Source organism: Kribbella sp. CA-253562, from assembly GCF_050942265.1.
GTDB lineage: Bacteria > Actinomycetota > Actinomycetes > Propionibacteriales > Kribbellaceae > Kribbella.
In genome coordinates this window covers 5,341,987-5,355,179 of record NZ_CP192049.1, presented here as the reverse complement: position 1 = coordinate 5,355,179, position 13,193 = coordinate 5,341,987, and the positions used below count along the sequence as shown (strand labels likewise).

The following is a 13,193-nucleotide window of genomic DNA, read 5'->3' as shown; positions in this document are numbered from 1 at the left end:
CAACGGCTTTCCGGCGAAGTGGGGGATCGATCAGGGATCAGCCCGGGGGGCGCGGCGTGCTCGGGATCCACACTCGAACGCGACCTTTCCGGAGCCGGTCGCGGGAAAAACGGTTCGCCCGGCGAGGTCACAGGGCAGGAGGATGACGGGATGGACGACGTGCTGAGGGCGTGGGGGCTGGCCGATGCCGTCGTGCGGCCTGTGGGCGTGGGGACGAACAACACGAGTTACTTCGTGAACGACGAGTTCGTGCTCCGGGTGCACTTGAACTCGGGGCTGCCGGACTACGAGCACGCCGTGCTGCGGGCGCTGGGGGACCTGTCGTTCGCCGTACCGGAGCCGGTGGTGACGCAGGACGGCCGGACGTGGATGCCGTACGGCGACGGCGTGGCGAGTCTGTGCCGGCGGATCGCGGGGGAGCATCCGTCGCGGTCGGATGCGCGGCAGGCGGAAGCCTGCGGGCGTGCGCTGGGGGAGTTGGATGTCGCGCTCGCGGGCCTCAAGGGATTGCCTGCGCGGAAGGTGTGGAACGGCGACCTGACGCAGGTTCATCCCTTGGTGCCCAATCCGACGGAGCTGATGGAGGAGGAGCCGGCCATCGGGGAGGTGCTGGCCCGGATCCGGCCGCGAGACGATCTGCCGGTGCAGCTGATCCACGGCGACTTCGCCGCGGGGAACGTACTGGTCGTGGGAGAGCGCGTCACCGGAATCCTGGACTTCGAGTTCGCCGGGCCGGGGTACCGGGCGATGGATCTCGAGACCGGGCTGTGGAGCTTCGACCGCGACGAGTGGTCGACACCGAAACCCTGGCCGGTCAGCGACGCGTTCCGGCGAGGGTACTTCGAGTGGTTGCCGTTGAGCGACGCCGAGATCGCGGCGATGCCGTGGCTGCAGGTGGTGCGCGAGGCAACGAGTTTCGTGCACTGGGCCGGGAGGCATCGCGCCGGGCTCACGTCGTACGACGACCTGCTGGGCCGCGGGGAGCGGTTGCTGCAGGTCGCCGACGGGCTCAGATGGTGATCACGAGCTTTCCCCGCGGGTGCCCGTCGCGGAGGTGGTGGATCGCGGCGGCGGCTTCGTCGAGCGGGTAGGTGCGGTCGATCGCCGGGGTGATCTTTCCGGCCTCGATCAGGTCGCGGAGCTCGGCGAAGTCCTCGGCGCGTTCGGAGCTGATCAGGCCGCGGAGCTGCTGGCCGATGAACGGGGAGATCAACGCCGCGCGCAGGATCCGGCTCATCCCGCCGAGCGGTCCGCTGGTTTCGCTGCCGATGATCACCGCGCGGCCCTTGGGTTTCAGGGCGCGCCGCAGAGAACGCAGAGAGCGGTTGCCGCCGGTGTCCAGGATGAAGTCGTACGCCGCCGCGGGCAGCTCGTCGCGGGTGTAGTCGAGCGCCTCGTCGGCGCCCAGTTCGCGGACCAGGTCGAGCTTCGGCGTACTGCAGACGCCGGTGACGTGAGCGCCGAACGCCTTGGCCAGCTGGACTGCGTACGAGCCGACGCCGCCCGCGGCGCCGAGCACGAGAACGCGCTCTCCCGGCCGGATCCCGCGAAGCCCCTGCAGCGCCGTACCGGCCGAGATCGGGACCGCGGCCGCCTGCTCGAAGGTGAGGTTGGCCGGTTTGCGGGTCAACTTGCTGACCGGGCCGACGGCGTACTCGGCGAAGGAACCGCTCTCGCACGTTCCGAACACCTCGTCACCGACCCGCAACGACGTGACCCCGGCGCCCACCGCCTCGACCACCCCGGCGACATCCCGCCCGCTGACCGGCACCTTCGGGCGGCGCAGTCCGAATCCCAGCCGGACGAGACGTGGTTGCCCCGCCATCAGGTGCCACGTGCCCTGGTCGACGCCAGCCGCCCGGACGCGCACCAACAGTTGGTTGCTCCCGGCAACTGGTGGCTCGATCTCGGCCACCCGCAGCACCTCCGGCGGCCCGTACCGGTCCTGCACAACTGCTCTCATGATGATTCCTCCCCTGGATACTGAAAAACGTCCTCGAGCGGTACGCCGAACACGTGCGCGATCTGAAACGCGAGCTCCAGCGACGGCGAGTACCGCCCTTGTTCGATCGCGATCACCGTCTGCCGCGTCACCCCGATCCGCCGCGCCAGCTCGGCTTGTGTCATCTCTTCGTGGGCGAACCGCAACGCCCGGATGGCGTTGGTCACCCGGGTCGGCTTCACCACGGCAGCCCCCGCCGGTACGCGACGATCCGCGCCACCGACCCGAGCACCGCGGACAGGAAAAACGCCAGGTACACCGCGTTCGCGATCCAGAAGTGATCCACCTCGAGCATCGCCAGCCCCATCGCCGTGACCCCACCGATCACCACGAACGACTGCCCCACCTGCTCCCCGAACCGCGCGATCTCCAGATCCCGCTGATCCTTCTGCGGGCCGTCCTCCTTGGACCCCGTCCCGGCGACCAGCATCTCGACCACCATCGCCGCCACGATCGCGCCGCCGATGCACCACAGCATCACCCCGATGTACGGCGTATCGCCCCAGTCGCCGTCCACCCGGCGCAGCACCACCACCAGGTACACGAGGTAACCCAGCACGGACACGAGCAGGAACACCCAGGCCCGCTTCTCCTGATACGCCACGATCCCACCCCTTGTGTAAAACATCTTTGACACTCTCGAAGGTAAAGCAGAACGGACACCGTGTCAAAGATTCTTTACAGCCGACCACAGAAAGAACCGGGTGGGGACCACGACGGGTCCCCACCCGGCAGGAGAGAACTAGCGGGCGACCGCCACGCAGCTGGTGGTGGACTTCTTGGTCGGATCGGATTCGGAGGTGGCGGTCAGCGTCACGCGGCCGATCGCTGCCGCGTCGGTGTCGTGCTTGGCCTGGACCGGGACGGTGACGCGCTGGCCGGCCTTGGCGGTGGTGAGGGCGTTGGGCAGGTTGACCGACCAGCCGCGGCCCTCGACCTTGGCGGTGAGGCGGTAGACGTCGCTGTTCAGGTACTTGCTGACGTCCTCGGGGTGCTGCCCGGCAGGAGCCGCGGCCTTGCCGGTGTTGGTCAGCGGGAAGTTGCAGGTCGCGAGCCCGTCGCGGGCGGGCAGGCCCACCGTCGGCAGGACCCGGACGCCGCGCTGGGCCGGACCGGAGCCGTCGAGCGAACGGACGGCGACGGTGTAGGACAGGATGCCCTTGGCGTCACGCTTCACGTTGGTGACGTAGAAGTGCAGCCGGTTCGCCTGGTCGACGTACTCGTACTCGCTGCCGGAGTTGGTGCCGGCGTGGAACAGAGCGTCGGACAGCTGCCGGTAGTCGCCGATCGTGATCGGGACCTTGGTGCCGTCTGGCATCACGTAGTCGGTCATGTTGATGTCCTGCGGGTTGGCGTCGATCACCCACTCGAACGGCGCCCGGTCCTGGTCCTTGGTCTTGGCCAGCAGGACGCCGGAGTCGGGAGTGAACGAGTCGGTGCCCATCCGGTCGACGACCTCGAGGGTGTAGTTCTGGTAGCCGCGGCCGTCGCACAGCGGATCGGTGGCGGTGTTGCAGGGCGGCGCGAGGTCGCCGCCGCCGAGCGTGATGTTGATGCCGGACAGGCCGCTCGGGCCGGGCTGAGCCACTCGCGCGGTCACGTCGGCGACCACGACACCGGACTGCGCGAGCGCCTCGCGGTTGAGCCGGAGCACGTTCTGCTCGTCGACCATCTGGAGCTTGATCTTGTTGCGCAGCATGTGCTGCGCGCCCATCGAGGCGCCGCCGGTCGCGGGGATCATCCACCGGCTGTGCGGTCCGCCGGGGCCGTTGAAGCTGCCCCGGCTGAGCATCTCCCAGACGCCGGTGTAGGCCCGCCGCGGCGGTACGCCGTACGGGTTGTTGTAGTTGTCGCCGATGCCCAGGATGTGGCTGAACTCGTGCGCGAAGACGCCCATGCCGGAGCTCTCCGCCTGGGTCGACGAGCCACCGCCGGCGTTCGGCCAGATCGACGAACCGGCCGCCCAGGACGTCCAGTCGACGTACCGGGTCTCGGACCAGTTGCGCTGCTCGGGGACCGGCGGGCCGAACTCCTCGGTGACGTCCTCCTTGGTCGGGAACTTCATCATCCCGAACTCCTGCCAGGTGGACGACTCGTCCTGCCCGGCGCTGAGGAAGAAGACGAAGTCGAAGCCGGCCGGGACCTGCGGGCCCTGGTCGGCGACCCACGCGGCCTGGCCGTCGGCGCGGATGTTGCGCGTGCAGTTGTCGCCGGCCGGGCAGTCCTCGTCGGCCTGGAACTCCATCGCGTACTCGTGCGACTTGCCCGGCATCAGGTACGGGCCGAACGCGCTGAGCTCCACGCCGTACCGGCCGCCGGAGTCCTCCATCCAGTACTCGTGCAGGGTGTGGCCGCGGTTGAGCGCGCCGGGCTTGTTGAGGAAGTCGTGGTAGAACTGCGCGACCTGGTCCCGCGGTATGCCGTTCGCCTCGGCGCTCGGGTTGCCGAACGGCGTGGAGTGCTTGGGCTGGGTCACCACGAACGGCTGGTTCGGGTAGTCGACCAGAACGAGCGCACCCTTGAATGTGCGGGTGGAGCCCTTCACGGCCGGGTCGGCCCAGTTCGTGCCGGGCGGCTTCTTGTAGTCGGACCACGTCATGTGGTCCGGGTTCTCCCAGTTCTGCGGATCGATGGAGGCACCGAACGCTCCGGTGCCACTGGCCGGACCGGCCAGGCGGTTCGCCGCCGGCTGCGGCTGAGCCTGCTGCCACGGCTGCTGCTGCGGCCAGTGGTCGAACTGCCAGGCGTTGGCCGGATCGGGCTGGTCGGCGAGGGTGGCCGGCGCCGGAGCCGCGAGCGCGACTCCACCGATGGCCGCGGCGGCGAGCACACTCACCAGCCGCAGGACAAGACGGGACTTCCGTTGGTCGGGCACGGGCGGTATCCGATCGACGATGGGCGGCAGGTAACCCCGAAGGCCGGGGTGACGGGGATTTCTCGCCACAGCATTCCCCGTTGTCACCACCGCCGAACAGGAGTGATTCGAGGGTTTTCCCCTGTCTTGTCCGGCGACGGGTCAGGCGGCGGGGTTGGCGCGTCCTTGCAGACCGGCCGATCGTGAGAGGTGAGATGAGTGTATACAGTATGTACTGCAGCGGTTAGCCTTTGCTCTTGCGCACTGTCGTAGAGAACGGAGGACTCGTCCCCCATGTACTCAGTCACTGACCCGGCGACGGGTGAACTGGTCGAGGAGATCGAGAACGCCAGCGACGAGCAGGTTCGGGCCGCGATCGGGCGGGTGCACGCCGGGTTCTCGGCGTGGCGGCGGCGGCCGGTGGCCGAACGGGCGGCGATCGTCGCGCGGGCGGCGGAGCTGTTCGCTGCGCGGGCCGACGAACTGGCGGCGATCATGACGCTGGAGATGGGTAAACGGATCAACGAGGGCCGTGGCGAGGTCGGCATCGTGGTCGACATCTTCCGGTACTACGCCGAGCACGGCCCGGACCTGGTCGCCGACGAGCCGATCACGATCAAGGGCGGCCGTGCGGTGATCACCAAGGAGCCGATCGGCGCGCTGCTCGGCGTGATGCCGTGGAACTTCCCGGTGTACCAGGTGGCCCGGTTCGTCGCGCCGAACCTGGTGCTCGGCAACACGATCCTGCTCAAGCACGCGTCGATCTGCCCCCGGGCGTCGGTCGCGATCGAGCAGCTCCTGTACGACGCCGGCGTACCGGACGACGCCTACGTGAACGTGTTCGCGTCCAGCCGGCAGGTGCCGTGGATCCTCGCCGACCCACGGATCCAGGGCGTCTCGCTGACCGGCAGCGAACAGGCCGGCATCTCGGTGGCCGCCGAGGCCGGCAAGAACCTGAAGAAGACCGTGCTGGAGCTCGGCGGGTCCGACCCGCTGATCGTGCTGGACACCGACGACCTCGACGAGACCGTCAAGGCGACCGCGACGGCCCGGATGCGCAACTGCGGCCAGTCCTGCAACGCGCCGAAGCGGATGATCGTGCTCGCCGACCTGTACGACGAGTTCGTCGATCGGCTGACCAAACGGGTCTCGGAGTACTACGTGGCCGGTGACCCGGCGGATCCGAAGACGACCCTGCCGCCGCTGGCGTCGGTCGCGGCCGCGGACGAGGTGGCCGCGCAGGTCGCGAAGGCGATCGAGCAGGGCGCGACCCTGCGCACCGGCGGGCATCGGATCGGGCCCGGCGCCTACCTGGAGGCGACCGTGCTGACCGACGTCACGCCGGAGATGGACGCGTACCGGGACGAGATCTTCGGGCCGGTGGTCCTGGTGTTCAAGGCCGAGACCGAGGAGGAGGCGATCGCGATCGCCAACGACTCGCCGTTCGGGCTGGGCGCGAGCGTTTGGGGGACCGATCCGGAGCGCAACACCCGAGTCGCGCGGCAGATCGAGGCGGGCATGGTCTACCTGAACAGCGCGGGTGGTTCGCAGGCCGACCTGCCGTTCGGTGGGATCAAGCGGTCGGGGATGGGCCGCGAGTTGGGGCCGGCGGGCATCGAGGAGTTCATGAACAAGAAGTCGATCCGGTTGTAGCTCCGGCGGTCGGGCAGGGTGGCGGGACCTCGGACAGGCTGTGGGCTGTCCGAGGTCGCCGTTGCTTGTCCCCGGGCACACGAGATGATCGGTGCGTGGGCGAAGACGAGCGTGAGTGGCAGCGGGTCGAGCGGTTGGATGCGGACTGGGCGGCGGCGGAGGTCGCGAGAGTCGCCGGCGTGAAGCTGGTGGTCGAAGGGCCGTGCGGGGGAGGCGAGGTCGGGGCCGCGTTCGTCCGGTGGGAGGACGGGCACCGGTCGGTGCTGAAATGGCGGCCCGGCGTGGAGCTGGGGGAGTTCGAGCGGGGACCGCTGGCGGTGGTCGAGGTGTTGCGCACCGAGGGGTATCCGGCGCCGCGGACCGAGCTGGCCGTGCAGGTCGGTACGGCGGTGGTGACCGTGCAGGAGTTGATGCCGGGGGCAACCGTCGAGCGGCTGACCCACGACTTGCTCGATCAGATCGTCGAACTGAACGCGTTGCAGGCCGGCCGGTTGAAAGGGTCGGACGTCGAGCAGTTGCCGACGTACCTGCATGAGGACGGGCCGGGGTTCTGCCTGCACGGGCCGCTGCGGGAGTTCAGTGCCCGGACGGCCGAGCTCGAGCGGCGGATCTCGGCGGTCGACGCGGACGTGCTCGCGGGTGACGACGCGGTGCACGTCGACTTCCATCCGGGCAACCTGCTGCAGAGCGACGGCCGAATCACCGGGGTGATCGACTGGGACGGCGCCGGCCGCGGGCATCGAGGGTTCGATCTGGTGACGCTGCGGTTCGGTGTCAAAGAGCCGGACGACGTGGTCGCGCGACTCGATGCGCTGCTCGACGAGCTCCCGTACGACGTACTGCGGGCATCGTGGGCGCACATGAGTCTGCGGATGGTGGACTGGGCGATCCGGCACTTCCCGGCCGGCGAGGTCGACGCCTGGGTCGACCTCGCCGAGCAGCGGCTCTAGCCGGCGCCGCGCGATGGGGGACTAGCCGACGGCCGCGAGTTCCTTCTCCGCCGCGGACGACTCACGCCGGTCGAGCCTTCCTGAGATCAGCGCCAGCACCAGCGCACCCACAGCCATCGCAGCACCGGCCCAGTTGGTGGCCGCGTAGCCGTAACCGGCCGCGATGACCAGCCCGCCGAGCCAGGCCGCCAGCGCATTGCCGAGGTTGAAGGCGCCGATGTTGACCGCCGACGCGACTGTCGGAGCCGACGACGCGCTGGCCAGCGTGCGCAGCTGCAGCGGCGGCGTGGTCGAGAACGCGAATCCGCCGAGCAGGAACAGCGTGATGATCGCCGGGACCGCCCAGTGCGCGGTGAAGCCGAAGACGACGAGCACGAGCGCGAGCGAGCCGAGCGAGGTGTAGAGCGTCGGCATCAGCGCGCGGTCGGCGTACCGTCCGCCGAGCAGGTTGCCGAACACCATGCCGACGCCGAACAGCACCAGCAACCACGAGATCGCGCTCTCCGGCAGGCCGGCGTCCTCGGTCATCATCGGCGCGACGTACGTGAACGAGGCGAACACGCCGCCGAAGCCGAGCACCGTGGTGCCGACCGCGAGCCAGACCTTGACGCTGCGGAACACCGCGAACTCCGCGCGCAGGTTGCCGCCCGCGGGACGCGCGATCTCTGGCACCAGCGCCGCGATCCCGATCAGCCCGACGATGCCGAGCCCGGCGACCACCCAGAACGTCGCGCGCCAGCCGAGACCCTGGCCGATGAACGTGCCCATCGGTACGCCGAGCACGTTCGCGACGGTCAGACCGGTGAACATCAGCGCGATCGCGCTGGCCTTCTTCTCCGGCTTGACCAGGTCGGAGGCGACCACCGCGCCGACCCCGAAAAACGCGCCGTGGCACAGCGCGGTGACGATCCGTCCGGCCATCATCACGCCGTACGACGGCGCGATCGCGGACAGCACGTTGCCGGCGACAAAAATTGCCATCAGCAACAGCAGGAGCTGCTTGCGGCGCATCCGGTTGCCGAGCGCGGTCATCGGCAGCGCGCCGACGGCGACGCTCAGCGCGTAACCGGTGATCAGCCAGCCGGCCGCCGGGATCGAGACGGCGAACTCGGTGGCGACCTCGGGCAGCAGCCCGGCGATGACGAATTCCGTGGTGCCGATGCCGAACGCGCCGATGGCCAGCGCGAGCAGAGCGAGCGGCATGAAAGAGCCTCCTGATGAGTACGACTGTTACCGGCGTCGACAATACTTGCAGACGCCGACTAAAGACAAGTGGTACTACTCAGGAAGCAGAACAGGCGGTGCAGGCAGCCGAAGCCGCCCGCACCGCCTGAGCACTCAGTCCTGGTGCCGGGTCAGGACCGCGTTCCGTACAAGTACTCGATCGCGAGCTGGTCGAGCTGCTCGAACGCCATGCCGCGGCGGCCGGCCTCCTCGGGATCGAAGTCCTCGGCACGCAGCGTGGCCACGGACTCACCAGCAGCGAGCGTCGGCTGGGCGAGCTGGTCGAGGCGGGCGTCGCGCAGCGCCTGCTGGACCTCGGGGTCGGCCCGGAAGGCGCGGACCTTGGCGCGCAGGATCAGGTAGTTGCGCATGCACCCGGCCGCCGACGCCCAGACGCCGTCGATGTCCTCGGTCCGCGGCGGCTTGAAGTCGAAGTGGCGCGGTCCCTCGTAGCCACCGTGCTCCAGGACGTCCACGGTCCAGAAGGCACCGCGGGCGTTGCCGGCGCCGAAGCGCAGGTCCTGGTCGTAGCGCGGGCCGTTCTGGCCGTTGAGGTCGGCGTGGAACAGCTTGCCGTGCCACAGCGCCTGGGCGATGCCGTGCGCGTAGTTCAGCCCGGCCATCTCCTCGTGCCCGACCTCGGGGTTCAGGCCGACCCGCTCGCTGTGCTCGAGGGTCTCGATGAAGGCCAGCGCGTGCCCGATCGTCGGCAGCAGGATGTCGCCGCGCGGCTCGTTCGGCTTCGGCTCGATCGCGAAGCGGATGTCGTAGCCCTGCTCCACGGCGTACGAGCCGAGGATGTCGAAGGCCTCCTTGTACCGGTCCAGCGCCGCCCGGACGTCCTTGGCCGCACCCGACTCGGCGCCCTCGCGACCGCCCCAGGCGACGAAGGTCTCCGCGCCCAGTTCGGCGGCCAGGTCCAGCTGGTCGGCGGTCTTGCGGATCGCGTACCGGCGGACGTCGCGGTCGTTGTTGGTGAAGCCGCCGTCGCGGAAGACCGGGTGCGAGAACAGGTTCGTCGTCACCATCGGGACCTTGAGCCCGGTCTCCTCCAGCGCCGCCCGGAACGGCTTGAGGTGCGCGTCACGCTCGGCCGCCGTAGCGCCGAACGGGAACACGTCGTTGTCGTGGAAGGTGATGCCGTAGGCACCGAGCTCGCTCAGCTTGTGGACGGCCGCGGCCGGGTCCAGCACCGGCCGCACCTCGCCGCCGAACACGTCGACGCCCTGCCAGCCGACCGTCCACAGACCGAAGGAGAACTTGTCATCCCGGGTGGGCGTGTAGTCGGCGTCTGTCATGGAAGATCCTCTCGAGGGGGAAGAGTGGTGGTCAGCGGCTGAAGCCCGCGGTGAGCCCGCTGAGCAGTTGCCGACGGCCGATCGCGTACAGGACCACGATAGGCAACGTTGTCAGCACGACCGAGGCCAGGACGGCCGGGACGTTCACGGAGTACTGGCCCTGGAAGGTCCACAACGCCAGCGGAAGGGGGCGTTTGTCGGGGCTCTGGGTCAGGATCAGCGGCAGCAGGAAGCCGTTCCAGACACCGAGGCCGTTGTAGATGCTGACCGTGACCAGGGCCGGCCGGGTCAGCGGCAGCGCCAGGCTGCGCAGCATGCCCCACTCGGTCGCGCCGTCGACGCGCATCGACTCGAACAGTTCCTTGGGCACGTCGCGGATGAAGTTGGTCAGCACCAGGACCGACAGCGGGATCGAGAACGCGATCGACGGCAGGATGATCGCCAGCAGGCTGTCGTACAGGTGCATCTTGATGATCAGCAGGTAGACCGGGATGATCGTCGCCTGCAACGGGATCGCCAGTCCCATCAGGAACAACCCGTTGACTCCGGCAAGGAACCGGCTGCCCGCGCCGCGGATGATCGCGTACGCCGCCATGAACGAGATCGCCACCGCGGGGATGATCGTGCCCGCCGTGATGATCACGCTGTTCAGGAAGTAGCGCGGGAAGTCGGACTCGATCACGAGCTGGTAGTTGGCCAGCGTCGGCTCGGCCGGCAACGCGAACGGGTTCTGCGCGAAGAACGCGCTCTGGTCCTTGAAGCTGGTGATCACGATCCAGTAGATCGGCACGATCACGATCCCCAGCCACAACCAGCCCGCCGTACCGCCGAGCCAGTTCAGCCGGAGCAGCTTGCGCCCGTACGACGTGCCCGCGGCTTCCCGCCGGGTCGTTGCCTGGGCGCTGGTCGCCACCGCCATCTCACGCACCTTCCTGCTGGCTGGCCGTCGTGCTGCCGCCGAGCCGGCGCAGGATCAGGGCCAGCGCGAGTCCGATCAGCACCAGCAGGACCGCGATCACGCTCGCTGGTCCCATCAGGTTGGCCTGGAAGCCTCGTTTGTACATGTCGAGTGCGAGCACTCTGGTGGCGTCGCCCGGACCACCGGCGGTGAGCACGAAGATCAGGTCGAAGAACGTCAGCGACCCGACCACCATCAGCGTCGACGAGGTGATGATCGTGTACTTCAGCTGCGGCACGGTGATGCTGAAGAACTGCCGCAGCCGCCCGGCGCCGTCGATCGAGGCCGCCTCGTACATCGTGGTCGGGATCTGCCGTACGCCGCCTTGGTAGATCAGCGAGTGGAACGGGATGAACTGCCACGACACGACGAAGATCACCACGCCGAGCGCGAGGTTGTCCTTGCCGAGCCAGTCCTGGGTGAGGAAGCCGATGTGCAGGCCGGCGCCGAGACCGAAATTCGGGTCCAGCAGCGCCTTGTAGGTGATCGCGATCGCCGCCGAGCTGAGCAGCAGCGGGACGAAGTACAGGACCGCGAGGAACGCCCGGTACCGCTGCCGGCCCGCCAGGAAGACCCCGAGCAGCAAGCTCAGAGGGGTCTGCACCAGCCACGACAGGATCATGATCTCGAACGTCACCCACAGGGCGTGCGGCAGGCCGGGATCGCTGAGCACCGAGCGCCAGTTGGACAGCCCGGCCGGATTGATCGCGCCGATGCCGTCCCACTGGGTGAAGCTCAGCACCAGGACGCCGACCAGCGGCACGACCCCGAAGACGAAGAAGAACACCAGGGCGGGCAGCGCCATCCACGCGACCGGGCCGCTCCTCCCGACCTGCCCGGGTCCGGCTCGTCCACCGGCCCGCGCAGGAGCCGGGGGAGCGGCGGCCGTCACTTCCCGATCACCCCGTTCATGTTGTCGGCGAACTGCTGCGGGCTGATCGAGAGCTGGAACAGCTTGGCGATGTTGTCCAGCAGCGCCTCGGCCGCGGTCGGGCTGAGGGCCTGGTCCCACGACTGCTGGAAGTTCTTGGCCTTGCTGGAGGTGTCGTAGACGAACTTCAGCCACGCGGCGTCGTTCTTGTCCTGGACCGAGGGCAGCTTGGCTTCGGCGCTCTTGACCACCGGGATGTTGCCGGCCGCGACCCAGGCGTCGACCGAGGCGGAGTCCAGGGTGTTGTTGGCCAGGAACTTCTTGGCCACCTCCTTGTCCTGGTCACTGGCCTTGGAGGAGACCGACAGGTACGCGGCGGGGTTGCCGACCGAGCTGGTCGGGTCGCCCTTGCCGCCGTCGACCGGCGGGAAGTTCATGTAGCCCAGGTGGCCACCGGTGACGAAGTCGCCGCCGTCGGCCTTCATGCCGCCGTAGGTCCAGGCGCCGTGCAGCATCATCGCGGCCTTGCCGGTGTAGAGCAGGGCCTGATCGGCGTTGGAGTCGGCGGTGATCGAGGAGAAGCCCTTGATGAAACCGTTCGCCTTGACCAGCTTTTGTACCTCTTCGAGCGCCTTCAGCGACGAGGGGTCGGACCAGGCGTCGGGCTTGCCGTCGAAGATGTTCTGGAAGACCTCGCTGCCGCCGATCCGGTCGTACAGGAACTCCAGCCACATCATGTTGGTCCAGCGCGACTGGCCACCGAGCGAGAACGGCGCGATCTTGGCGTCGTTGAACTTCGGCACCAGGTCCATGATGTCGCCCCACGACTGCGGCGGCTCGGCCCCGATCTTGTCGAAGGCCTTCTTGTTGTAGAACAGCACGATCGGCGTGGTCGACTCGACCGGCATCGCGTAGATCTTGCCGTTCACGGTGGCCGCGCCGAACGCGGACGGGAAGATCCCGCTCTTCAGTTCGGCGTTCTGGTCGAACCAGCCGGTCAGGTCCTCGACCTGGTTGGCGTCCACGTAGCTCTTCAGACCACCGCCGCCCCAGCCCCAGATCAGCGTCGGGCCCTGGCCGGCGCCGATCGCGGTCTTGATCTTCTGCTTGTACGCGTCGTTCTGGAACTGCGTGGTCTTGATCTGCGTGTCCGGGTTGGCGTCGTTGAACCGCTTGACCTGGGCCTCACGGATGCCTTGCTGCGGTTGCCCGGTCAGGAACCAGTAGGTCGTTCCGGTGCCGGCCGCGGCACCACCGGTCGAACTGCCTGAGCTCTGCGGGCCCGAGGTGCCGCAGGCGGCCAAGCCGGCCGCGACGGCGCCGGCGCCGGTCAGGCGGAGGAAAGTACGCCGAGAAGTCGTCATGGGATCCACCCTGATCTCC

The 13,193-nt window shown here is 68.6% G+C and carries 12 protein-coding genes; 3 read left to right on the top strand and 9 right to left on the bottom strand.

Going from position 1 to position 13,193, the window contains the following annotated elements; translation table 11 throughout:
• The first annotated feature begins 150 nt into the window (after nt 1-150).
• Nucleotides 151-1,020, top strand: coding sequence for a phosphotransferase enzyme family protein (locus tag ACQPXM_RS25295; RefSeq protein WP_432937539.1), 870 nt, complete (start codon nt 151-153; stop codon nt 1,018-1,020).
• On the opposite strand, the gene ACQPXM_RS25290 is transcribed toward ACQPXM_RS25295, so the two are convergent.
• The 4 genes from ACQPXM_RS25290 to ACQPXM_RS25275 all read right to left on the bottom strand — a co-directional run bounded on the left by ACQPXM_RS25290 (nt 1,010) and on the right by ACQPXM_RS25275 (nt 4,877).
• A complete protein-coding gene (locus ACQPXM_RS25290) occupies nt 1,010-1,963 on the bottom strand; it encodes an NAD(P)-dependent alcohol dehydrogenase (protein WP_432937536.1) in 954 nt (317 codons plus the stop codon). The two genes, ACQPXM_RS25295 and ACQPXM_RS25290, sit on opposite strands and share 11 nt — an antisense overlap.
• Complete coding sequence (locus ACQPXM_RS25285; protein WP_432937533.1) at nt 1,960-2,187, bottom strand: helix-turn-helix transcriptional regulator; 228 nt, start codon at nt 2,185-2,187, stop codon at nt 1,960-1,962. The genes ACQPXM_RS25290 and ACQPXM_RS25285 overlap by 4 nt, the downstream gene beginning before the upstream one ends.
• On the bottom strand, nt 2,181-2,630 hold the full coding sequence (locus ACQPXM_RS25280; protein WP_432937531.1) for a hypothetical protein: 450 nt from the start codon (nt 2,628-2,630) through the stop codon (nt 2,181-2,183). Before ACQPXM_RS25280 ends, ACQPXM_RS25285 begins: the two co-directional genes overlap by 7 nt.
• Before the next feature lie 114 nt (nt 2,631-2,744).
• Nucleotides 2,745-4,877, bottom strand: a complete 2,133-nt coding sequence (locus ACQPXM_RS25275; RefSeq protein ID WP_432937528.1) for a M6 family metalloprotease domain-containing protein — start codon at nt 4,875-4,877, stop codon at nt 2,745-2,747.
• A 273-nt stretch (nt 4,878-5,150) separates the two neighbouring features.
• Here ACQPXM_RS25275 and ACQPXM_RS25270 point away from each other — a divergent pair, with 273 nt between their 5' ends.
• Both ACQPXM_RS25270 and ACQPXM_RS25265 read left to right on the top strand, forming a co-directional pair.
• Nucleotides 5,151-6,509: an NAD-dependent succinate-semialdehyde dehydrogenase gene (locus ACQPXM_RS25270; protein WP_432937526.1), complete on the top strand. Its 1,359-nt coding sequence runs from the start codon at nt 5,151-5,153 to the stop codon at nt 6,507-6,509.
• Nucleotides 6,510-6,604: 95 nt separating this feature from the next.
• Nucleotides 6,605-7,459, top strand: a complete 855-nt coding sequence (locus tag ACQPXM_RS25265) for a phosphotransferase (protein ID WP_432937524.1) — start codon at nt 6,605-6,607, stop codon at nt 7,457-7,459.
• A gap of 21 nt (nt 7,460-7,480) precedes the next feature.
• Here ACQPXM_RS25265 and ACQPXM_RS25260 read toward each other — a convergent pair whose 3' ends face one another.
• From ACQPXM_RS25260 to ACQPXM_RS25240, 5 genes are all read right to left on the bottom strand, one after another.
• Nucleotides 7,481-8,662, bottom strand: coding sequence for an MFS transporter (locus ACQPXM_RS25260; RefSeq protein WP_432937522.1), 1,182 nt, complete (start codon nt 8,660-8,662; stop codon nt 7,481-7,483).
• A 152-nt stretch (nt 8,663-8,814) separates the two neighbouring features.
• Nucleotides 8,815-9,981, bottom strand: a complete 1,167-nt coding sequence (gene xylA, locus ACQPXM_RS25255; RefSeq protein WP_432937519.1) for a xylose isomerase — start codon at nt 9,979-9,981, stop codon at nt 8,815-8,817.
• 31 nt (nt 9,982-10,012) lie between these two features.
• Complete coding sequence (locus tag ACQPXM_RS25250) at nt 10,013-10,900, bottom strand: carbohydrate ABC transporter permease (RefSeq protein WP_432937517.1); 888 nt, start codon at nt 10,898-10,900, stop codon at nt 10,013-10,015.
• A 1-nt stretch (nt 10,901) separates the two neighbouring features.
• Complete coding sequence (locus ACQPXM_RS25245) at nt 10,902-11,744, bottom strand: carbohydrate ABC transporter permease (RefSeq protein WP_432937515.1); 843 nt, start codon at nt 11,742-11,744, stop codon at nt 10,902-10,904.
• A gap of 83 nt (nt 11,745-11,827) precedes the next feature.
• Entirely contained in the window at nt 11,828-13,174 is a 1,347-nt protein-coding gene (locus ACQPXM_RS25240; protein ID WP_432937512.1) for an extracellular solute-binding protein, read from the bottom strand.
• Nucleotides 13,175-13,193: the final 19 nt, after the last annotated feature.

Excerpts from the sequence above, each read along its gene's own strand:
- ACQPXM_RS25250 (WP_432937517.1), bottom strand. The coding sequence starts at position 10,900 with ATGGCGGTGGCGACCAGCGCCCAGGCAACGACCCGGCGGGAAGCCGCG.
- ACQPXM_RS25270 (WP_432937526.1), top strand. The coding sequence starts at position 5,151 with ATGTACTCAGTCACTGACCCGGCGACGGGTGAACTGGTCGAGGAGATC.
- ACQPXM_RS25295 (WP_432937539.1), top strand. The coding sequence starts at position 151 with ATGGACGACGTGCTGAGGGCGTGGGGGCTGGCCGATGCCGTCGTGCGG.
- ACQPXM_RS25290 (WP_432937536.1), bottom strand. The coding sequence starts at position 1,963 with ATGAGAGCAGTTGTGCAGGACCGGTACGGGCCGCCGGAGGTGCTGCGG.
- ACQPXM_RS25245 (WP_432937515.1), bottom strand. The coding sequence starts at position 11,744 with ATGGCGCTGCCCGCCCTGGTGTTCTTCTTCGTCTTCGGGGTCGTGCCG.
- ACQPXM_RS25240 (WP_432937512.1), bottom strand. The coding sequence starts at position 13,174 with ATGACGACTTCTCGGCGTACTTTCCTCCGCCTGACCGGCGCCGGCGCC.
- ACQPXM_RS25260 (WP_432937522.1), bottom strand. The coding sequence starts at position 8,662 with ATGCCGCTCGCTCTGCTCGCGCTGGCCATCGGCGCGTTCGGCATCGGC.
- xylA (WP_432937519.1), bottom strand. The coding sequence starts at position 9,981 with ATGACAGACGCCGACTACACGCCCACCCGGGATGACAAGTTCTCCTTC.
- ACQPXM_RS25280 (WP_432937531.1), bottom strand. The coding sequence starts at position 2,630 with ATGTTTTACACAAGGGGTGGGATCGTGGCGTATCAGGAGAAGCGGGCC.